This window comes from Thiothrix nivea DSM 5205 (genome assembly GCF_000260135.1).
GTDB lineage: Bacteria > Pseudomonadota > Gammaproteobacteria > Thiotrichales > Thiotrichaceae > Thiothrix > Thiothrix nivea.
On the sequence record NZ_JH651384.1, the window covers coordinates 2,644,996 to 2,666,385 of the forward strand.

Annotated in this window: 22 protein-coding genes and 1 pseudogene; 17 read left to right on the forward strand and 6 right to left on the reverse strand. The window is 53.9% G+C overall.

Annotated elements, in window-relative coordinates; genetic code table 11:
* Positions 1–96 precede the first annotated feature (96 nt).
* From THINI_RS13270 to THINI_RS24375, 6 genes and pseudogenes are all read left to right on the forward strand, one after another.
* Positions 97–669, forward strand: a complete 573-nt coding sequence (locus THINI_RS13270) for a restriction endonuclease subunit S domain-containing protein (RefSeq protein WP_002709084.1) — start codon at positions 97–99, stop codon at positions 667–669.
* Between the two features lie 12 nt (positions 670–681).
* Positions 682–1,512, forward strand: a complete 831-nt coding sequence (dinD, locus tag THINI_RS13275) for a DNA damage-inducible protein D (RefSeq protein WP_002709085.1) — start codon at positions 682–684, stop codon at positions 1,510–1,512.
* 4 nt (positions 1,513–1,516) lie between these two features.
* Positions 1,517–3,121: a type I restriction-modification system subunit M gene (locus THINI_RS13280; RefSeq protein WP_002709086.1), complete on the forward strand. Its 1,605-nt coding sequence runs from the start codon at positions 1,517–1,519 to the stop codon at positions 3,119–3,121.
* Complete coding sequence (locus THINI_RS13285; protein ID WP_002709087.1) at positions 3,114–3,887, forward strand: Fic family protein; 774 nt, start codon at positions 3,114–3,116, stop codon at positions 3,885–3,887. Before THINI_RS13280 ends, THINI_RS13285 begins: the two co-directional genes overlap by 8 nt.
* Positions 3,888–4,119: 232 nt before the next feature.
* Positions 4,120–5,193 (forward strand): restriction endonuclease subunit S, encoded by a 1,074-nt coding sequence (locus THINI_RS24370; protein ID WP_002709088.1) that lies wholly within the window; start codon positions 4,120–4,122, stop codon positions 5,191–5,193.
* A gap of 122 nt (positions 5,194–5,315) precedes the next feature.
* Positions 5,316–5,630, forward strand: a pseudogene (locus tag THINI_RS24375) (endonuclease domain-containing protein); the annotation flags it as partial.
* 60 nt (positions 5,631–5,690) lie between these two features.
* Here the strand turns inward: THINI_RS24375 and tnpC (THINI_RS13295) are convergent.
* The 5 genes from tnpC (THINI_RS13295) to THINI_RS25270 form a co-directional block, all read right to left on the reverse strand.
* Positions 5,691–7,004: an IS66 family transposase gene (gene tnpC, locus THINI_RS13295; RefSeq protein ID WP_002709089.1), complete on the reverse strand. Its 1,314-nt coding sequence runs from the start codon at positions 7,002–7,004 to the stop codon at positions 5,691–5,693.
* 165 nt (positions 7,005–7,169) lie between these two features.
* On the reverse strand, positions 7,170–8,795 hold the full coding sequence (gene tnpC, locus THINI_RS13300) for an IS66 family transposase (RefSeq protein WP_002707094.1): 1,626 nt from the start codon (positions 8,793–8,795) through the stop codon (positions 7,170–7,172).
* A 35-nt stretch (positions 8,796–8,830) separates the two neighbouring features.
* Positions 8,831–9,199: an IS66 family insertion sequence element accessory protein TnpB gene (gene tnpB / locus THINI_RS25725; protein WP_002706841.1), complete on the reverse strand. Its 369-nt coding sequence runs from the start codon at positions 9,197–9,199 to the stop codon at positions 8,831–8,833.
* Positions 9,199–9,546 carry an IS66 family insertion sequence element accessory protein TnpA gene (tnpA, locus tag THINI_RS25730; RefSeq protein WP_002706643.1) on the reverse strand — a complete coding sequence of 116 codons (348 nt, stop codon included), beginning with the start codon at positions 9,544–9,546 and terminating at the stop codon, positions 9,199–9,201. The genes tnpB and tnpA overlap by 1 nt, the downstream gene beginning before the upstream one ends.
* A 74-nt stretch (positions 9,547–9,620) precedes the next feature.
* Positions 9,621–9,761 (reverse strand): hypothetical protein, encoded by a 141-nt coding sequence (locus THINI_RS25270; RefSeq protein ID WP_154724416.1) that lies wholly within the window; start codon positions 9,759–9,761, stop codon positions 9,621–9,623.
* 151 nt (positions 9,762–9,912) lie between these two features.
* On the opposite strand from THINI_RS25270, the gene THINI_RS24380 reads away from it, so the two are divergent.
* The 8 genes from THINI_RS24380 (at position 9,913) to ureG (ending at position 18,376) form a co-directional block, all read left to right on the forward strand.
* Positions 9,913–11,013: an AAA family ATPase gene (locus THINI_RS24380; RefSeq protein ID WP_002709090.1), complete on the forward strand. Its 1,101-nt coding sequence runs from the start codon at positions 9,913–9,915 to the stop codon at positions 11,011–11,013.
* A 5-nt stretch (positions 11,014–11,018) separates the two neighbouring features.
* Entirely contained in the window at positions 11,019–11,468 is a 450-nt protein-coding gene (locus THINI_RS13320) for a type II toxin-antitoxin system VapC family toxin (RefSeq protein ID WP_081485972.1), read from the forward strand.
* Between the two features lie 46 nt (positions 11,469–11,514).
* Entirely contained in the window at positions 11,515–12,294 is a 780-nt protein-coding gene (locus tag THINI_RS13325; RefSeq protein ID WP_002709092.1) for a DUF6933 domain-containing protein, read from the forward strand.
* Entirely contained in the window at positions 12,294–15,767 is a 3,474-nt protein-coding gene (locus tag THINI_RS13330; RefSeq protein WP_002709093.1) for a type I restriction endonuclease subunit R, read from the forward strand. Before THINI_RS13325 ends, THINI_RS13330 begins: the two co-directional genes overlap by 1 nt.
* Positions 15,768–15,771: 4 nt before the next feature.
* Positions 15,772–16,494, forward strand: coding sequence for a M48 family metallopeptidase (locus THINI_RS13335; RefSeq protein ID WP_002709094.1), 723 nt, complete (start codon positions 15,772–15,774; stop codon positions 16,492–16,494).
* Between the two features lie 49 nt (positions 16,495–16,543).
* Positions 16,544–17,038 (forward strand): urease accessory protein UreE, encoded by a 495-nt coding sequence (gene ureE / locus THINI_RS13340; protein ID WP_002709095.1) that lies wholly within the window; start codon positions 16,544–16,546, stop codon positions 17,036–17,038.
* Positions 17,010–17,702: an urease accessory protein UreF gene (locus THINI_RS13345; protein WP_002709096.1), complete on the forward strand. Its 693-nt coding sequence runs from the start codon at positions 17,010–17,012 to the stop codon at positions 17,700–17,702. Before ureE ends, THINI_RS13345 begins: the two co-directional genes overlap by 29 nt.
* Before the next feature lie 65 nt (positions 17,703–17,767).
* A complete protein-coding gene (ureG, locus tag THINI_RS13350; protein ID WP_002709097.1) occupies positions 17,768–18,376 on the forward strand; it encodes an urease accessory protein UreG in 609 nt (202 codons plus the stop codon).
* A gap of 3 nt (positions 18,377–18,379) precedes the next feature.
* Here the strand turns inward: ureG and THINI_RS13355 are convergent, their stop codons facing one another.
* Positions 18,380–18,640: an accessory factor UbiK family protein gene (locus tag THINI_RS13355; protein WP_002709098.1), complete on the reverse strand. Its 261-nt coding sequence runs from the start codon at positions 18,638–18,640 to the stop codon at positions 18,380–18,382.
* A gap of 276 nt (positions 18,641–18,916) precedes the next feature.
* Here THINI_RS13355 and THINI_RS13360 point away from each other — a divergent pair, with 276 nt between their 5' ends.
* The 3 genes from THINI_RS13360 to THINI_RS13370 all read left to right on the forward strand — a co-directional run bounded on the left by THINI_RS13360 (position 18,917) and on the right by THINI_RS13370 (position 21,315).
* Positions 18,917–19,573: a TorF family putative porin gene (locus THINI_RS13360; protein ID WP_002709099.1), complete on the forward strand. Its 657-nt coding sequence runs from the start codon at positions 18,917–18,919 to the stop codon at positions 19,571–19,573.
* A 61-nt stretch (positions 19,574–19,634) separates the two neighbouring features.
* On the forward strand, positions 19,635–19,973 hold the full coding sequence (gene glnK / locus THINI_RS13365; RefSeq protein ID WP_002709100.1) for a P-II family nitrogen regulator: 339 nt from the start codon (positions 19,635–19,637) through the stop codon (positions 19,971–19,973).
* A 13-nt stretch (positions 19,974–19,986) separates the two neighbouring features.
* Positions 19,987–21,315, forward strand: a complete 1,329-nt coding sequence (locus THINI_RS13370; RefSeq protein ID WP_002709101.1) for an ammonium transporter — start codon at positions 19,987–19,989, stop codon at positions 21,313–21,315.
* Positions 21,316–21,390 lie beyond the last annotated feature (75 nt).

Genomic DNA, 21,390 nt, shown 5'->3' on the forward strand with positions numbered 1-21,390 from the left:
CTATTCACTACATCATTGGCGTTTACGCAAAAAAATATATTGCCGCATCTCCCTTGGCTTGCTATTGTTGCTACGTCATCATTGAGGATGTAGAAAATGTGGCTTAAAGACATTGCATCGGCGAAAGCGGGTTATCCGTTTCGAGGGGCAATCATGGCAATACCCAACGCAGCCGTGCGGGTGGTGCAAATGAAAGATACCTTTGTGGATCAAGTCATTGAGTGGTCGGCTTGTCTTTGCACAGAGTTGCCTAGTCAACGTTCAGCGGATTTTTTATCAGCAAACGATATTTTGTTTTCAGCACGCGGCACGAAAAACTATGCCGTGTTGGTCGATGAGGCTGTTAGCCACTATCAAGCTGTAGCAGCTCCCCATTTTTTCATCTTGCGCCTTGCGACACCTGATGTATTACCCGCGTTCTTGGTGTGGTGGCTCAACCAATACCCCTGTCAACAATACTTTCAGCGTGAAGCCGAAGGCAGTGTGACCAAAAGCATCCGTCGCAGTGTGCTGGAAAATACCCCTATCGTTGCACCACCGTTGAGTAAACAACACGCCATTATCCAACTTGCCAATACGCTTGCACGGGAACAACAAGTGCTTGCACAACTACAGCGTAACGGCGAACACCTGATGAATACCATTGCCAGTGACTTGTCACGTCATTAAGGAGGTTTAATTATGGATCAGGAACATCAACTGTTTGAACAGTATAAACACCTAGATAACGACGGTATTGAATACTGGTCTGCACGTGAACTTTCAAAGTTGATTGGATACTCAGAATATCGCCACTTTCTGCCAGTTCTCAGCAAAGCCCAAGAATCGTGCCTAAATAGTGGACATGCCATCAATGACCATTTCGAGGACATCCTCGTAATGGTCAAAATTGGATCAGGAGCACAACGTAAGCTCGATGATGTGAAGTTGTCCCGTTACGCCTGCTATTTGGTAGTACAAAATGGCGAGCCATCCAAGCCTGTCATCGCCGCAGGACAAACATACTTTGCGGTGCAAACACGGCGGCAAGAGCTAGCGGACGATGACGCATTCAAGCAGCTTAAGGAGGATGAAAAACGCCTGTTTTTACGCAATGAACTCAGGGAACATAATAAGCAATTAGTTGAAGCAGCCCAACAGGCAGGCGTTGCGACCAACTTGGACTTCGCCATTTTTCAGAATCACGGTTACAAAGGGCTGTACGGTGGGCTTGATCAAAAAGGTATTCATACCCGCAAAGGGCTGAAAAAAAGCCAAAAAATCCTTGATCACATGGGGTCAACCGAACTCGCAGCCAACCTGTTCAGAGCCACGCAAACAGAAGAAAAGCTCAAGCGTGACAATGTGCAAGGCAAGCATCAGGCTAACCAAACCCATTTTGCAGTGGGTCGGAAAGTCAGGCAAACCATTGAAGAACTGGGCGGAACAATGCCAGAAAACCTGCCTACGCCAGAGAAGGCGATTAAACAATTGGAAACTGGCACAAAAGTATTAGGCAAAAAGGATCAATAAGCGCATGACCGACACCATCAGCCAAGACAGCATCAACAAAGCCCTGTGGGCAGCTTGTGATACCTTTCGCGGCACGATCAGTGCTGATACCTACAAGGATTTCATCCTCACCATGCTGTTCCTCAAGTACATCTCGGATGTGTGGCAAGATCACTACGAACGCTATCAGGTGGAATACGGTGACGAGCCAGAACTGATTACCGAGATGATGAAAAGCGAACGCTTTGTGTTGCCGCCCATCGCCAGTTTCTATGCTTTGTATGAACGTCGCCATGAACCGGGCAACGGCGAGCGCATTGACCAAGCCTTGCACGCGATTGAGGAAGCCAACGGCACGAAACTCAAGGATGCGGGCAAAAGCGTGTTCCAAGACATTTCGTTTAACACCGACAAGCTGGGCGAGGAAAAGCAGAAAAACACCATCTTGCGCCACTTGCTGGAAGATTTCGCCAAGCCGGAACTCAACCTCAAACCCAGCCGCGTAGGGGCGCTGGATGTGATTGGCAACGCCTACGAGTACATGATCAAGAACTTTGCTGCCAGTGGCGGGCAAAAGGCGGGCGAGTTTTATACCCCGCCGGAAGTTTCCGATTTGATGGCGGAGCTATTAGAGCCACAACCGGGCGACAGCATTTGTGACCCGGCGTGTGGTTCGGGGTCATTGCTGATGAAGTGTGGGCGCAAGATCGTCGCCAACTTCGGCAGCAAGCAATACGCGCTGTACGGGCAGGAGGCGATTGGTTCTACCTGGTCGCTGGCGAAGATGAATATGTTCCTGCACGGCGAAGACAACCACAAGATCGAATGGGGCGACACCATCCGCAACCCCAAATTGCTGGATAAAAACGGCAACCTGATGCTGTTTGACATCGTGACTGCCAACCCGCCGTTTTCACTGGATAAATGGGGGCATGACGACGCGGAAAATGACAAGTTCAGCCGTTTCCGGCGCGGCATTCCGCCCAAAACCAAGGGTGACTATGCCTTCATCCTGCACATGATCGAAACGCTGAAGCCGGATACCGGGCGCATGGGTGTGGTGGTGCCGCATGGGGTGTTGTTTCGGGGGTCATCCGAGGGGCAAATCCGCCAGAAGCTGATTGAGGAAAACTTGCTGGATGCGGTGATTGGTTTGCCGGAAAAGCTGTTTTACGGCACGGGCATTCCAGCGGCGATCCTGATTTTCAGAAAGGGAAGAGACCCCACCCCAGCCCTCCCCTTGCCAGGGGAGGGAGTAAGAGAGAAGAAGGAAATTATTGACTCCTCCCCCTGGCAAGGGGGAGGCCGGGAGGGGGTCTTGTTCATTGATGCCAGCCGCGAGTGCAAGGCGGGCAAGAACCAGAACTTGCTGACGGCGGAGAATATCCGCAAAGTGCTGGAGACGTATCAGGCTGGCAAAAGCGTGGAGAAATACGCCCACCTCGCCAGCCTTGCCGAAATCCGCGAGAACGATTACAACCTCAACATTCCGCGCTATGTCGATACTTTCGAGGAAGAGGAGACCATTGATTTGATGGCGGTACGGCGCGAGCGGTTGCAACTGCAACAACAATTGGCGGCGTTGGAATCGGAAATGGCGGGGTATTTGCAGGAGTTGGGGTATGAGTGACACATTGCAAACCTTGGATACCCTCAAAGCCAAACTCGACAGTTACCGCCCCTTACCGCCTGCGGTGATTGCCAACCTGCATGAATCCTTGGTGTTGCAATGGACATACCACAGCAATGCTATCGAAGGGAACACCCTCACCCTCAAGGAAACCAAGGTTGCACTGGAAGGCATTACCGTTGGTGGCAAAACCTTGCGGGAACATTTTGAGGCCATCAATCACCGTGAAGCCATTTTGTTCATGGAAGAACTGGTACAGCAAAACGCGCCGCTGAATGAGTGGGGCATCAAGCAACTGCATCAACTGGTGCTGAAAAACATTGATAACGCCAATGCCGGACGCTATCGGCAAATCAACGTGCTGATTGCGGGTGCGGAACACAAACCTGTGGAAGCGGTGCATGTGCCTCAAGCAATGGCGGACTTTATCGGCTGGTATGAAACGCAGGCGATGCAATTGCATCCGGTGGAGCGGGCAGCGCGGGTACATGGTGAATTTGTGAAAATTCATCCGTTTGTTGATGGCAATGGGCGGACTTCACGCCTGCTCATGAATTTGGAATTGATGAAAGCGGGCTTTCCGGCGGCAGTGCTACCCGTTCAACGCCGTTTGGAATACTACGAAGCCTTGGATCGGGCGCATTGCCACGACAACTACGCCCCGTTTCTGACACTGATAGCGGCAGTGGTAGCGGAAAGTTTCGAGCCGTATTGGTGGGCGTTGGGAGTAAAAGAAGATGTAGCCAAGTATCGGGGTGGGGTATGAGGGAAATATTGAATGTTCGTATTGGAAGAAGCTTCATTCTACTCCTTTCCTTACGGGAAGATGACCCCACCCTAACCCTCCCCTTGCCAGGGGAGGGAGTAAGAGAGAGGTGCGTTCTTGTTCCTCCCCCTGGCAAGGGGGAGGTTAGGTGGGGGTCAATTCTGCGAAGCAGAATCTGGGCTATGCGTGAAATACGAAAAAGTGCTTACGGGCAAGCGTTGGGGGTGAAACCATGATTGAGTACCGTCTCGGCGATTTATTTAAATCAAGCCGTAAAAAAGGATGGAATGGACTGCCTTTATTCTCTGTTACCCTCAATGATGGGCTTGTTATCAGAAGCGAATTAGATCGGCGTACAGAAACAAATCTTGATTCAGATGAGCATCTGCTAGTGCAGAAAGGTTACATTGCCTACAACATGGTGCGGGTATGGAAAGGTGCACTCGGTCGAGCAAGTTGTGATGGAATGGTGAGTCCTGCATATGTTGTATTGAAGCCAACCCAAAATGCTGATTCACTCTATGCTGAGTATTTATTTAAAACTCCAAGAATAATTTATTTGTTTTGGGCATATTCTTATGGCTTAACGAAAGATAGACTGCGGCTTTATTATAACGATTTCGCCCGTGTTTCAGTTAAATTCCCACCTCCCACCGAACAACTGCTTGCCAGCAGTCAGCAGCAGAAAAAAGCCCTGATGCAGCAATTGCTGATGGGGAAAAAACGGTTGAAGGGGTTTGAGGGAGAGTGGAGAACTCACGATCTTTCAGAAATCGCAATTATTACTATGGGATCATCACCAAAATCCGAAGCATACAATGATTTGGGCATGGGATTGCCATTAATTCAAGGAAATGCTGATGTAAAAAATAGAAAATCAGTTCCTCGTGTTTTTACTTCTGAAATCACAAAAGAATGTCGCATAGGTGATATTCTTCTCAGTGTTAGAGCACCTGTCGGCACAATTGCATTGTCAAAACATAACGCTTGTATTGGACGTGGCATAGCAAGTATTAGAGCCATTCTCGGTGTTAGTCAAGATTACCTCTATCATTGGTTGTTTTGGTTTGAACCGATGTGGGTATCGTTATCACGGGGCAGCACTTTTGAATCAATTAACAGTGATGACATTAAAAAGTTAAAAATGAAACTTCCCGCTTTTGAAGAACAGCAGGCAATTGCGGCGGTGCTTTCAGCGGCTGATCGTGAAATTGAGCTTTTGCAGCAAAAGCTTGAGGGTTTGAAGCAGGAGAAGAAAGCCTTGATGCAGCAGTTGTTGACGGGGAAACGGCGGGTGAAAGCATGAAGAAAGACTCCACCCCAACCCTCCCCTTGCCAGGGGAGGGAGCAAGAACCCCACACACTCCTCTTACCTCCTCCCCCTGGCAAGGGGGAGGCCGGGAGGGGGTCTCTTCACAAGTGGCAGATATGGAATGGGTCAACTCCTACACCCAACCCTCCAGCCTCCACAATCACCCCCAATACAAAGAACGTCGTCAAGAGCTGCGCAGCCAACCCACGCCCGCCGAACACCACCTATGGCAACGCCTCCGCAAAAACCAGCTAGGCGTAAAATTCCGCCGTCAACACGGTATACACCACTACATTGTTGATTTTTACTGCCCAGAACGCGCCCTAGTCATTGAAGTCGATGGCGAAATCCACACCAACGAAGATGCCCGCCAATACGACCAAGAACGTGACAACCTGCTGAAAAGCTGCGGTCTGCAAGTCCTCCGCTTCACCAACCACCAAGTCCTACACGACACCCCAACCACCCTAACCCAAATCCAACGTAATTGCTCACACTCCCACTGCTTGCGGCAAGGGCGGGAGGGTAAGGTTCGCACGCGCAGCGGCAATCACACTGGCAAGATAAGCGAGCGCGGACTGCCCACGCTTGCGGCAAGTGCCGCTGATACTGGCCAGCAGGGCAAAGGCACGACTCCCCGTGGCGCTTTTGGTCCCATGGTTGGTTTTGCGCAGGATCACCCAATGGCGCAGCGCCCGCTCCGCCTCATTATTGGTCAAAGGAAGCCATGGATGGTCAAGGATGCGGAAGATGGCTTCCCAATCGTTGATGAATTCCTTCGCCAACGCCGCCGTCTTGTCATGGGCGGATTCGGCCTGGGTTAGGCACCGTGCCCTGAATTCTGCCAGTTTTGCCTGGTGGCGTTGGCGGATCACCCCGGTTGCGGTTCCCGGCGTGCCGTCTGCTTCCCGCCAAGCGTCAATGTCGGCCTGTAACGTACCCAACCAAGCCAGCGTGAAGTGGCCGAATGCCCGGCCATCCTGGTCCAGCGATTCCGCCAGCCCGCGGGCCTTACGGATCAGGTGCGCCCAGCAGCGCAGCCGTTTGGGGTGATGGCGGTAGGCGGTATAGCCATCGCTCATCAGCCAGCCGCCAAAGTGTCCGCCAATCACGTTGTCCAGCATCTCGATGGTGCGTTGCCCCACGTAAAAGCAGACGCTGAGAGTGGTGACAAACGTCCACAACCACAGGGCTTCGCCGCGCTCCTTCCAGGAGGTTTCATCCACATACAGTACCCCGCCATTGGCAGTGGCTTCCGCCAGCAGGTCTTCCACCAGGGCGTCTTCCAGGGGGATCGCGCTGGCGGCGGCTTCCTCGAAGCATTGCTGCAACACCCCGGTGCTCAGGGGGATGCCCAACACCTCCCGCAACAGTTCCTGCGTCAGCCGCAGCGACAAGCGCGAACGTAGCCGCAGGTGGACAATCAGCGCCGCCAGGTTGGCTCCGATCAGCCGCCATTCGCCCACTTCAACCCCAGGGTACAAACACGGGTCGGGGACTGCCCGGTGCGGGACATGGCGGCTACCGTGGCCGCAAGTGCAGGTGTTTTCGTACAGGTGATGGCGGGTGGTGATGACCGTCAGGCCGGGCTGTTCGGCGCTGCCAAAACGGATGTCCACACTGTCGTAGGCGCTGTAAACCCGGCAAGTGGCAGCCTCCAGTGGCCTGCCGCAGGCTTCGCAGTGGCTGGGGCAATGGTGTTCATCGGCATCCACCGGTGGATGCCAAACCCGCCCGTAACCCGGCGCTCCCGGCTGTTTGCCAGCCTTGCGTTTGGCCTTTGCCGCTGGCTTTGTGCTTGCCATGATTGCCGGGGACAGCCCCTCGTCTATCCTGGCCGTCGGTGCTTGGGGTTCAGGTTGTGCAGTGGCTGACGGTGGGCCTTCCCATGGGAAACGACTGCTGGGCGGACGGGATGAGTTGCTGGGATTCTGGTTGAGCTGTTCCCGCGTAAGCGCCGTTAAATCGCCCTACTTGCCCTTGTCAAAAAAAGGGACTTTTTTCGCACATTTCTCCAGCGGCACATTCCATGGCAGGAGGGCCTCCCATTTTTCCAGGGTGTCGGCCTGGGCGATATGCTCCAGCAGATAGCGGATATAGGCATACGGTTCGAGGCCGTTGGCCTTGGCGGTTTCAATCAGGGAATAACAGGCGGCGCTGGCGCGCGCGCCATGCGGGGTGTCGGCAAACAGCCAGGCTTTGCGGCCCACGGCAAAGGGACGGATGGCGTTCTCCGCCAGCACATTGCTGATATGCAGGTCGCCGCGTTGGCAGTAGCCACTCAGGTATTCCCACTGGTTGAGGCAGTATTCCATCGCCTTGCGGGTGAGGCCGCCTTTCATCACCTTGCCGACCTGCGTTTCCAGCCAGGTTTTCAGTTCGTTGAGCAGGGGCACGCTCAACTGCTGGCGCAGGCGGTATTTCTCCGCCGTGTCCAGGCCCTTGATGTTGTCCTCGATGCGGTAGAGCCTGCGGATCATGCCCAGGGCAATATCCGCCAGGGTGGGTTTGCCACGGGCCTGTTTGCCGCCCGCCGCCTTGACGGCCTCCACGAACTTGCGGCGGGCATGGTCCCAGCAGCCAATGCGGGTGATGGCGTTGTTGCGGCACACGGCGGCGTAACCGGAATAGCCGTCGGCCTGGAAAATGCCGTGGAAGTCCATCAGTAGGCGTTCGGGGACGCTCCCCGCCCGGCTGGGGTCGTATTCAAACAAGACCGCCACCTGGTTCGGCGGGCCGCCCCGCACCACCCACATCCATTTGTCGGCCTGGGCGGTTTTGCCGTCCTCCTTCAGCACCTGGATGCGGGTTTCATCGCCTTGCAGGTAAGCGCCGCTGTTCTGGGTTTCGCGCAGCAGGTTGAGCAGGGGTTTGAAGCTGTCCTCCAGACGGATGATCCAGTGGGCCATGCTGCTGCGGCTGAGTTCCGCGCCGTGGCGTTTGAAAATGCCCTCCAGGCGGTACAGGGGCAGGCCATCGGCGTATTTGGCGATGATGACCTGCGTCAGCAGGTTGAGGCTGGCATGGCATTTGCCCAACGGATGGGGCGGACGGGCGGCGGCGACCAGCGTTGGCCCGCCATCTGCCGTTGCCGGGGCGGGATCCTGGCTGGCCCCGGCGGCAAACACGGCTTTTTCCTGCCAGTATTCCAGCACCACCAGTTGCGCCGGGATGTAGTCCAGCTCTTCCTTGACCTTGGTGAAAAACGTGCGGGTCGCCCCGGCTTTTTCCGCATCACCCAACAACAGCTCCACCCGTTGGCGCTTCAGCCCGGGCGGGAAGCCGCGCTGGCGTTGGCTGGGGCGGGGCCTGGCGGGTTCCGCCTCCGGCAGTCGTCCGGCGATGTCCTCCAGCGCGGTTGCCAACTCGGCTTCATCAAACAGGTCAATCTGGAAGGGGAGCTTTTCAGACTGGGCGCTAAACCGCTGTATTTTGGCCAGGCGCAGCATTTCTTCCAGGAGCTGGATATGGTGGTCACGCTGTTTCAGGACGGCGGCAAATTCCGCCTCTTGCTGCGCCAGCAACTGGCGCAGGCGGGCAGCGTCCAGGTCGCTATGGGATGTGGTTTTGGGGGCTGGCGGCGGTGCTAAATCCATGGGTTAAATGATAACAAAATCATCAGGATAAGTCGCTAAAACAGCGCCCCGTAGCACAACTTTTTATGCCCTTTGAGCAGGCTGATGTCATAACCGTCCAGCAGCCAGTTGATCTGCTGGGCCGTCAGCGCCATCACCCCGCCATCCCCCGTTTGCGGCCAATGGAACTTCTCTTCCGCCAGGGCTTTGTAATACAGCACAAAGCCATTGTCTTCCCAATACAGGCATTTGATTTTCGTGCGCTGGCGGTTGGTGAAGGCGTACAGCGCCCCGGCAAACGGGTCGTGGCCCAATTCCTGCGCCACGATCGCCGCCAGCCCCTGGGCGGCCTTGCGGAAATCAATGGGCGGGCGGTAAAGGTAAATGTCCGGCATCTCCCCGGCGGGGCGGAAATAACGGGCCATTACAACTGCCCCAGCAACCGGCGCAGCAAGGCCACATTGCCGGGGTGGATATTCCTGATCACCAGGCCATTCGGCAGGGACAGCTCCAGGCCATCGCCCGTCCGGGCGTCTGTCCCCGGCTGCGCCGGGCGGACAGTCACGAAACCGGAAGGCTCTGGCAATACCGGGCGTTTGCCATCCCCGGGCGGCTTGCCCGCCGTACCGCATAATTTGCGCCGCCAGTAGACAAAGCCGTGGTAACTCAACTGTTCCTGTTCACAATACTGGACTCCGGAAAGGCCGGAGGACTGGAAGCGTTGGAGCTGGGCTTGCCAGTACGCCAGACGCCCATCTTGACCTGGATTCATCGTGTTCTCCCATGCAATCTGTTGCTGATGGGCTGAGTGTCCGGGATTACGTGGGGCGCTGAAAGGAGGGGGATTTAGAAGCGCTTACGTTCCCGCGCTTCCTTCAGGTCGTGCAGCAACTTCGTCGACAGGTGCAGCAGTTCCTCCGGCGTGAGCTTGGCAAGGTACTGGCTGTTAAGCTGTTTGAGGCTGTGGTCTTTCAGTTGCTGGGGCATCGCCGCAGTGTCGCAGATTTAGAAGATATTGGTAAGGGGGGAGTGATCAACTACAATCCAACAAGCACTCTCCAACAAGCACTCTCTCTTCCTCCTCCCCCTGGCAAGGGGGAGGCCGGGTGGGGGTCATCTTCAGATTGAGGAAAAACGTATGTTGACATACCCAATTAAAATCGAAGGGCTCAAAGGCGTAGGCAGCGTCGAGTTAAACCTACAGGAAAACCAGCGAGTTTATACCCTGATAGGTGCTAATGGTGTAGGCAAAACCAAGACACTCGAAGCGTTGTTTCAGGTTTTATTAGCAACCAATGAAGCGTTCGCTAACTATCAAACAGGTTGGGGAATAGCTTTATGTTTCCGTGAAATTCAGCATATACCTTTACCCACATCACTAACGGCAAATGGAATACGTGATCAGCTAACGGCACAATTTCCCTCACATCATCTGCCAATAGTATTTCTTGCTTCGCAGAACCGGGGATTTATCCAACACGACAACAAACCAGCTAAAGCTATCGGTACATTGGAACAACGCCGTAATGCCTATTTCCAACGTTTGATTCAAGGCATGAACAACAACTTCACCAGCCTGAATATGGATACGGGCATTGAAGAATGGTTTGTCACCCTAGCCCAATCTGCTAACCCTTACCAAAAGCAGGAAGATAACCGCGACATCGAAATTCGTGTAGTGCTGGAGTTGCTAAACAAAATCGACAGCCGTATCGACCCAAAATACATGCAAATCAGCGGTGATGGTCGGGTCAATCTGAAAATTGATGGTCAGCCGCGTGAGCTGTCCCACCTGAGCACTGGTTTTGCTTCCATCCTGAAAATGCTACAGGCGATTGTGTCCGGTTATGGCTATTTCACCAATGAAACCCGCTTGCAACAGGTGAAGGGTATCGTGCTGATTGATGAAATCGAAAGCCACCTGCATCTGTCTTGGCAAGCAAAGATCATCCCCTTGCTCAAACATTTATTCCCGAATACCACCTTTTATATCACCACCCATTCTTCTATCGTGCTGTCACAACTCAAGGCGGGTGAGGCCTACCGCCTGCAACGCGCTACCGATGGCGTGGTACGTACCCAAGCGATTACTTCACCCAGCACCACCTCGTTGATTGATGTGCTGCAAGAAGCCTTTGATATTGATTTGAATCGTCTGAAACTGGACAGCCTCGTTCCCGCTGATCAGCAACAAGCGAAACAACAGTTGCTCAACCTGATCAATGGACAGGGGGTGTAATGACAATGCGTAAGGTTTTATTAGACGCAAACTTATTGATCGCCGCCTTGGATGACGGTAGCACAACTTCCGAAGCCGAACGTGCCAAAGCCAAACAAACCTTGGCAGCCTTATTGAGCAATGCGGAGGTGACGCTGATTATCACCCCATTGATTCGCTACGAAGTGCTGCGCGGCATTGGCTGGCAAGATCAGGTACGTTTTGCCCAGTTGAAACAATCACTGGATGGTTTGACCGAACTGGATGTCAACCGCCATGTCTCCGAATTGGCAGCCAACTTATTCCGCTTTGACCGTGCAGAGATTCCAGACCAGCAACGCAATATTGAAAAGCGCAAGTTTGATGTGTTCCACCTTGCCAGTGCCAAGTGCCATGATTTGGAACTGGCATCACAAGATTCAGATATTGCGGGGTTGGAAGGGTTGCATGAGCGTTATACGCAGGCAATCTCATGAAACGATTACGAACTCAGCAAGCCACATCTTCTTTAGTGAGCCAGTCATGCTAATCTTCAACTGTACCAAAGCCGCCACCGAGTTTTTCCCCGCCACCTGCAAAGGCGTGAAGCAATCGCCCGTGTATGCGCCCAACCAGGACATCACCACCGCTAGCCAACGTATACAACATACTGATGGCAGTCAGACGTTACTGTTCCAGTGGGTACTGCACGCCATCACGCTCAAGCGCAAACATTGCCTGATAGCGATGGAGGTCAACACCCGTTTCAGCGTCATCCTCACCGCCATGCCTAAAGGCAATCCCGATGCGTTCATTGACCGCTTCAAACCCCGTCTGCTGGATCAATTATTCGGGTTTGCATTGCAATCTGGCATCTTGAAGGAAGAACAGTTCGCCATGTTCATTAACGAATTCATGGCGCAAACTGCTGATATTTTCTTGTGTCAACGTTCCGATCGCAGCGTACAAGCTCATATCAACGATGTGGTTTCGCAGTTCACCGAAACCGTGAATGCCAGCGGATACGTGCCGGATAACGAAGGCGAAATGCTGCATTTCAGCAGTTACATCAACCGTACATTGCGTAAAACCAAGCAAAGCAGGGACTATACCCAGCCAGATGAGCAAATGCTGTTGTTCTGGCTACAGCAATTTTGCGGTTTCACACCAGAACAGGCGGCGAGCATCAAGCAACATTTTGCTGACCTACACCGTCGCAGTTTTAGCGCATGGAATGACATACCCGATGATGTGAAGCCGCCGCCATACACGGATAAAATTGTGATATTGGAAGACTTCAAGGCACAAAAAGGGAATAAATAATGCCAGCCTTGCCACGCTTCCAAGAAGAATACAGCGCCAAACTCCCCGCATTGGCACTGTTGAGCCAATTGGGGTGGTCATTCCTCTCCCCGCAACAGGCCGTGATTGCCCGCCACGGCCATTACGATCAGGTGGTGTTGCGCGACATCTTGCGCAGCGAATTGCAAAAACGCCGTTTTACCTTCGCGGGTCGTGAATATGCCCTGTCGAGCCACGCGCTGGATAACCTGATTGCTGAAGTGTGCAGCCCCGCCCTCAACGAAGGTTTGCTGTCTGCCAACGAAAAGCTCTACAACCACCTGCTGTACGGCATTTCCATCACCGAATTTGTTGACGGCAAAAAAGCCAACCCGACCATTGCCCTGATCGACTGGCATAACCCCGCCAACAACCATTTCAGCTTTACCGAAGAATTTAGTATTACCCGCGCGGGCGGTGTCGATACACGCCGCCCTGACATCGTGTGTTTCGTCAATGGCATCCCGTTGGTAGTCATCGAAGCCAAACGCCCCAATGGTCACGCGAACAAAGCTCCCACCATCGACGAAGGCATTTCACAAAGTCTGCGCAATCAACGCCCCGACGAAATCCCGCACCTGTTCGCTTACAGCCAATTATTGCTCTCCATCAATGGTGCTGAAGGCCGTTACGCAACCTGTGCCACCCCCAGTAAATTCTGGTCAGCATGGCGCGAGGAAGACATCAGCCCTGCGGAAATGCACGCCATCAAAAACCGCCCGCTGACCGCACTACAAACCGAAATCCTGTTTGCCCACCGCACAGCCCAAGATTGGGCGTGGTATCAGGCTTGGAGTACCGCTGAATTGGCAGTGACAGGGCAAGATCATTTGCTGATTAGCCTGTTACAACCACAACGCTTATTGGAAATGGTGCGGTTTTACACCTTGTTCGATAAAAAGGTTGGCAAAATTGTTGCGCGTTATCAGCAGGTGTTTGCGATAAAACGGCTGATCGAGCGGTTGACGGGGAAAGACCCCCTCCCTGACTCCCCCTTGCCAGGGGGAGGAGATAAGAACATGGTGCGGGATTCTTGCTCCCTCCCCTGGCAAGGGGAGGGTTGGGGTGGGGTCTCTTCACGCGGCGGCGTGATCTGGCACACCACCGGCTCAGGCAAATCCTTCACAATGGTTTTCCTCAGCAAAGCCCTGATCCTGCACGACTCCCTCAAACACTGCCGTATTTTGGTTGTCACCGACAGGGTAGATTTAGAAAGTCAACTCAGTAAAACCTTCCTCTCCGGCGGCGAGTTAGCTAGCAAAAAAGACAAAGAAGCGGCAATGGCAACCTCCGGCAAACGCCTTGCCGAACAGATTGGTAAAGGCACGGAACGCATCCTATTTTCCCTGATCCAGAAGTTTAACAGTGCCACCAAACTGCCCGAATGCCGCAATGCCAGCCCGAATATGATTGTGCTGATCGACGCAGGTCATCGTAGCCAAGGCGGTGAAAACCACATCCGCATGAAACAGGCATTGCCCAAAGCCGCGTTTGTGGCGTTTACAGGCACGCCTTTGCTGAAAGACGACAAGACCGAAGGCAAATTCGGTAAGATCATTCACGCCTACACCATGCAACGCGCCGTGGATGATCAGACCGTTACACCGCTATTGTACGAAGAGCGCATCCCCGATTTAGATGTCAATGAACGCGCCATTGATAGCTGGTTTGAACGCATTACCGAAGGCTTGACCGCTGAACAAAAGACCGACCTGAAACGCAAGTTTGCCCGCAAAGGTGAAATCTACAGCGTGGATGACCGCATCCGCCTGATTGCGCTCGACATTGCCAACCACTTCGTGAAAAACATCGACGACGGTTTGAAAGGGCAACTGGCGTGCGACAGCAAAGCCTCCGCCATCAAGTACAAACAATACCTTGACGAAGCTGGGTTGTTTGGATCCGCCGTGGTCATGAGTCCGCCTGACACCCGCGAAGGCAATACCGATGTGGATGAAGAAGCACTGCCCGCTGTAGCCGCGTGGTGGAAAACCAACGTTGGCACGCAAGACGAAGCCGCCTATACCAAAGCCATTATTGAGCGTTTCGACAAAGACGAGGCGTTGAAGCTGTTGATTGTGGTCGACAAGCTGCTGACGGGTTTCGACGAACCGAAAAATACGGTGCTGTATATCGACAAACCCTTAAAGCAACACAACTTGATTCAAGCGATTGCGCGGGTCAACCGTTTGCACCCGCTGAAAAAGTTTGGCTTGCTGATCGACTATCGCGGCATTCTGGCGGAACTCGATACCACCCTTCAAAAATATCAGGATTTAGCAGCGCGTACCCAAGGCGGTTACGACATCAATGATATTGCGGGTTTGTATAGCCAGATGAGTACCGAATACAAACGCTTGCCACAACTTTACAAAACCTTGTGGGCGATTTTTGCTGGGGTTAAGAATAAGCACGATATTGAGCAATTGCGGCAGGTGCTTGTGCCGAAGATGGTTTATGTTGGGGGAGACCCCACCCCAACCCTCCCCTTGCCAGGGGAGGGGGCAAGAAACGCAGACTCCTCTCTTCACTCCTCCCCCTGGAAAGGGGGAGGTTGGGAGGGGGTCAACTCTTCGCAAGAATTAGTCGATGCCAACCTGAAAACCCGCGAAGACTTCTACGAAGCCCTGACCGCCTTCGCCAGTTGCCTGAAAGTTGCGTTGCAATCTGCCACCTTCTTTGCCGATACCAGTTTCAGCGATACTGACCGCCGCCATTACAAGGAAACCCTCAAGCAGTTTTCCAGCCTGCGTCAATTGGCAAAACAGGACGCAGGCGAAACCATCCAGTACGACCAATATGTCGCGCAGGTAAAAAAGCTGCTGGACAAGCATGTGGTCGGCGTTGACATCAAAGATGCGCAAGGTGTTTACGAAGTGAATAAAATGGGGCAAAAGCAAGCCCCCGAAGATTGGAGCGCGGACAAGACCCGCAACGAAACCGATATTATCAAAACCCGTGTGACACGCATGATCGAACAGGATTTGTGTGATGACCCTTACGCACAGGAAGCCTTTTCCAAATTGCTACGCCTAGCGATTGCCGAGGCTGAAAAGCTGTTCGATCACCCGCTCAAGCAATACCTGTTATTCCACGATTTCGCCGAGCAAGTGCAGCAACGGCGCGTGCCGGATATGCCGAATGTGTTTGCAGGCAACCACCACGCGCAGGCGTATTTCGGCGTGTTCAAACAAACCTTGCCGGAAGTATTCACGGCTGTTGATCAAGCCACGCAAGACCAATGGGTGCAACTCGCCTTCGTCTTGGATACGCATGTGGAACAATCTGTCGCGGAACATTCCATCAATCCGCAAAACATCGAAGCCGACATCCGCAAAAAACTGCTGCCGCTGCTGTTCAAGGAATGCAAAGCGATTGGTGGCGGTATGGATCAGGCTAAAGCGATGGTTGAGCGGGTAGTGCAGATTGTGCGCGTGGGTTTGAGTGGGGTGTAAGCGAATGCTTCGGTTCAGCTATGGCGATGAACAGATTAGCTTCGAGCGTTTGCCCCGCAACGAAGGCATTCAGCGGGTACTGATCAAGGTTCATCCTGATTGCCGGGTTGAAGTTGCTGCCCCCGCCCAAGCGGATGATAACGAAGTGCTGGCGGCGGTGAAAAAACGCGGTCGCTGGATTTATCAACAACTGCGTGATTTCCGCCAACAATCCGCTTACGTCACCCCACGGCAATACATCAGCGGCGAAAGCCATTACTACTTAGGCAAGCAATACCTGCTGAAAGTGCTGGAAGACCCTGACGCCACACCGCAAGTAAAGTTGTTACGCGGCAAACTGGAGGTCACGCTACGCCAGAAAAGTACGGCAAAGGTGGAGCAACTGTTGAGCAATTGGTACAAGGTTCGTGCCATAGAAGTGTTTGCCAAACGGCTGGATGCGCTGCTGGAACAAACCTTGTGGGTCACGGAACGTCCGCCGCTACGCATCCTCACCATGCACACCCAATGGGGCAGTTGCTCACCCCAAGGCAGGCTTACGCTGAACCCGCATTTAGTCAAAGCCCCACGCGAGTGCATTGACTACGTGATTCTGCATGAGCTGTGTCATCTTGCCGAACACAACCACAGCGAACGCTTTTACCGTTTGCTGCATCAAGTGATGCCTGAGTGGAAAGTGATAAAGGCTAAACTAGACGCAAGAGCAGGGTGGTATGTGTTGGCATGAAAACTGCTTGGTATAATGCGCAAATACGATTTTCCCCATTAGGTTGGATATGCTCAAAATCGAACAGATTCTCGACAAAAAAAATGTACCATTACGTCAGCCTTACCTGTCGCTGACCCTGCCGCATGAGCGCCGCATCATCAGCCGCCAGCGCGTGACGCTCGATGATGGCAGCGATGCCGGTTTGTTCCTGCCGCGTGGTTCCAGCCTACAACACGGTGACTACCTGCAAGGGGACAATGGCGCACTGATCCGCGTACAAGCTGCTGCTGAAACCGTTTCCACCCTGTATTGCGACGACCCGTTGCTGCTGGCGCGCGCCTGTTACCACCTCGGTAACCGCCATGTGCCGTTGCAAATCATGAAAGGCATGATCCGTTACCAGCATGACCATGTGCTGGATGAGATGCTGCACGGGCTGGGGCTGCATGTGGTGGTGGAACAGGCTCCGTTCGAGCCGGAAGCGGGCGCGTATGGCGGCGGGCATTCGCACAGCCACGGACATCATCACGACCATGATCACGCGCATTCCCATGATCACTGATCTTGCCCTGCTGCGCCTGCTGCACCTGGTCAGCCCCAGCTTGCCAATCGGCTCCTTCACCTATTCGCAAGGGATTGAATGGGCGGTCGAATGTGGCTGGATTGCCACACCAGATGATTTGCAGGCATGGCTGGCCAGCCAGTTGCACGGTGGTATGACGTATGTGGACATTCCCGGCCTGCAACGCCTGTACCACGCCGTGTTGGCTGATGATACGGATGCCCTTGAGCACTGGATCGGCATCCTCAACGCTAGCCGAGAAACCAGCGAACTGTTGCTGGAAGAAAAGAACCGGGGGCGCGCCTTGACTGATTTGCTGATTGTGCTGGAAATCCCCCGCGCCGCCCGCTGGAAACCGCTGCTCAGCCAAAATCAGGCGGCAGCCTTTGCGCTGGCAGCGGCCCACTGGCAGATTCCGCTGGAACAGGCTGCCTACGGCTACGCCTGGAGCTGGCTGGAAAACCTGGTGCTGGCGGCGGTAAAAATCATCCCGCTGGGGCAGACGCAGGGGCAGAAGCTGTTGCATCGGACGACTCCGCTGCTGCCGGAGGTGGTTACGCAAGGTTTGCAGGTGGATGATGACAGCATAGGTGCGTCTTCATTGGCGCTGGCAATTGCCAGCAGTCGGCATGAAACGCAATATACACGTTTATTTAGGTCGTGAAGAAACCCCTTCCCGACCCTCCCCTTATCAGGGGAGGGGTTTCTTCGACAAAGGAGCAAACAACCATGTCCAACCCCCTACGAGTCGGCGTCGGCGGCCCGGTCGGTTCCGGCAAGACCGCTCTGCTGGATGCCTTGTGCAAGGCCATGCGCGCTGACTACGACATTGCCGTTGTCACCAACGACATTTACACCCAGGAAGACGCCCAGTTCCTGACCCGCAGCGAAGCCTTGCCACCCGAACGCATTGTCGGCGTGGAAACTGGCGGCTGCCCGCATACCGCCATCCGCGAAGACGCCTCCATGAATCTGGCGGCGGTGGAAGACCTGCAAATCCGTTTCCCCGATCTTGACGTGATTTTCATCGAAAGCGGCGGCGACAACCTGTCAGCCACTTTCAGCCCGGAACTGGCCGACCTGACCGTTTACGTGATTGACGTGGCGGAAGGTGAAAAAATCCCGCGCAAAGGCGGCCCCGGCATTACCCGTTCCGACCTGCTGGTGATCAACAAGATCGACCTTGCGCCTTACGTGGGGGCGTCGCTGGAAGTGATGGAAAGCGACAGCAAACGGATGCGCGGCGAGCGTCCGTTCGTGTTTGCCAACCTGAAGGAACGGCAGGGCTTGCAGGCGATTATTGATTTCATCGTCCACAAGGGCATGTTGCGGGCGTAAATTTCAGTCGGCCTTGGCGGCGGTTTGCTGCGCTTCGATGGCGGCAAGCCGCTGTTCCAGCGCTTCCAGTTTCTCGCGGGTGCGCAGCAGCACTGCTGACTGGATGTCGAATTCTTCCCGTGTCACCAGGTTCATCTTTTGCAGGCTGCCTTCCATCACGCCGCGCAGGTTCTTTTCCATATCTTCCTGCAAATGGCGTACCGGCTCGGGCAGCGCCGCCGAAAAGCGTTTCACGATGTCTTCCAGATTTCCCAAACCAGCCATGTGCGGAGTCCTTCGATAACAATGAGGTGATGACAAGCATTGTAGCAAAGCCGGTGGCTAGCCGTGTATTTCCATCTGAGGGTGCATTACCAAACGTTAATGCACTTTAATAGTGCGATAGTATGAGCCAAAACAGTGAAAAGCCGTCAAAACTGCTGCTTTTTTACTACAGTGTGCCTGTTCGCAACGGTTTATGTCGCGAATTTATGGTTGGCACGCTGTTTGCAGTATGGCTGGCGTGAAAAATAAATTTTCTGATCTCAGGAGAATATCGAGATGAAAAAGAACATTCTGTTGACCGCAACGGTACTCGCTTCATTGATGGTTAGCGCGCAGGCAATGGCTGGCGCGAGTGGCAATATCGGTGTCACCAGCAACTACATTTGGCGTGGTGTTGAACAGAACAATGGTCAGGCGGCTGTTTCTGGTGGCTTGGATTTCGAGGCTCCGAATGGCGGTTACGTTGGCACCTGGGCTTCCCCGGTTGCTGGTGGTGATGATTACGAACTGGATCTTTACGGCGGTTATGCAGGCGAAAATGCTTCTGGCCTTGGCTATGACGTAGGTGTAATCACCTATATGTACCCAAAAGGTGGTACCAACGAGCATTTCGATGAAGTTTATGGCTCCCTCAACTATGGCGCTATCAATGGTGGTGTGGCTTATACCTTTGGTTCCGATGACGATACAACGCCGGAGTTCAGCAAAGGTGACATTTACTACCATGTCGGTGCGAGCAAGGAAATCAAAGGCGGCTTGGAACTGGGTGGTACGGTTGGCCACTATGATTTCGACGATGCTGCGGGTGAAGACTATACCCACTATCAGGTCAGCCTGAGCAAGGATGATTTCACTTTCGCAGTTGATGATTCTGACCTGACTGATAGCGACCCGCTGGTTTCAGTTTCCTGGTCCAAGTCTATTGATTTCTAAGACTGTCCTGTCAGCCTCGCCCGCAATGGGCGGGGCATTTAGCTTATAAGGAGCAAATTCTATGAAAATGGTTACGGCTATTATCAAGCCATTCAAACTTGACGATGTGCGTGATGCCTTGGGAGATATTGGCATCAAGGGCATTACGGTGACAGAGGTAAAAGGTTTTGGCCGTCAGAAAGGCCACACCGAGTTGTACCGTGGCGCGGAATATGTAGTTGATTTTCTGCCCAAGATCAAACTGGAAGCCGCCGTGGCCGAGTCCCAGGTGGATCAGGTGATCGAAGCGATCAGCAAAGCCGCCAATACCGGCAAGATTGGTGACGGCAAGATTTTCGTCACTTCAGTTGAACAGGTTGTCCGCATTCGCACTGGCGAAAGCGGTGAAGAAGCGCTGTAAGGGGGAAGTTTTCATGAATATGCGTTTAGGTTTGATGATGTTGGCCGCCCTGCTGGGCTTTTCCGGGGTGGCGATGGCGGAAGAGGTGGCGGCTGCCCCAGTGCCTGACAAGGGTGATACCACCTGGATGATGGTGTCCACCATTCTGGTTATCTTGATGACAATTCCGGGCTTGGCCTTGTTCTACGGCGGTCTGGTGCGGGTCAAGAACATGCTTTCCGTGTTGACCCAAGTATTCGCCATTTTCTGTTTGATTGCGGTTTTGTGGGTGGTTTACGGCTACTCGCTGGCTTTCGGTGATGCAGGTGGTAGCCTGGATGCGTTCATCGGTGGCTTTGGCAAGATGTTCCTGGCAGGTATTACGCCGGATTCTACTGCGGCTACCTTTACCGATGGTGTAGTTATCCCCGAGTTCGTGTTTGTTGCCTTCCAGATGACGTTCGCAGCCATCACTTGCGGTCTGATTGTGGGTGGTTTCGCTGAGCGTATCAAGTTCTCTACCCTGTTGGTGTTCAGTGCCCTGTGGTTCACGTTCTCTTACCTGCCAATCGCGCACATGGTGTGGGCTGGTGGCGGCTTCCTGTTTGAAATGGGCGCGCTGGACTTCGCGGGCGGCACCGTTGTGCACATCAACTCCGGTATCGCTGCACTGGTCGGCGCGCTGATTGTTGGTAAGCGGGTTGGGTTTGGCCGTGATTCTATGGCTCCACACAGCTTGGTCATGACCATGATCGGTGGCTGCCTGCTGTGGGTTGGCTGGTTCGGCTTCAATGCCGGTTCCAATCTGGAAGCGACTGGCCTGACTACCTTGGCTCTGCTGAATACTATTCTGGCAACGGCTGCCGCAGCGCTGGCGTGGATGTTCACTGAGTGGATGTTGAACGGCAAAGCCTCCATGCTGGGTGTTGTGTCTGGCGCGGTCGCGGGTCTGGTTGCGGTAACGCCTGCTGCCGGTCTGGCTGGCCCGATGGGTGCTCTGCTGTTGGGTGCTGTTGCTGGCGTAGTCTGCCTGTGGGGCGTGACTGGCTTGAAGCACAAGCTGGGCTATGATGATTCCCTCGACGTATTTGGTATCCACGGCCTGGGTGGTATCCTTGGCGCGATTGGTACTGGTGTCGTAGCTGCCCCTTCCCTGGGCGGCATGGGCGCGGAAGACTACAGCATCGGTTCCCAGGTTGTAACTCAGGCGATTGCGGTTGGTATTGCGATCCTGTGGTCTGGTAGTGTCAGCGCTGCCCTGTTCTTCATCCTCAAAGCAACCATGGGTCTGCGTGTTAGCCAAGAAGAAGAGCGCGAAGGTCTGGATACCATATCCCATGGCGAACGTGCTTACACCATGTAAGCCAGGTCGGGATACATTCCCGATCGTGTAGGTTTTTTCAGAGTCGATTGTTAGGCGGGAGCAACACTCCCGCTT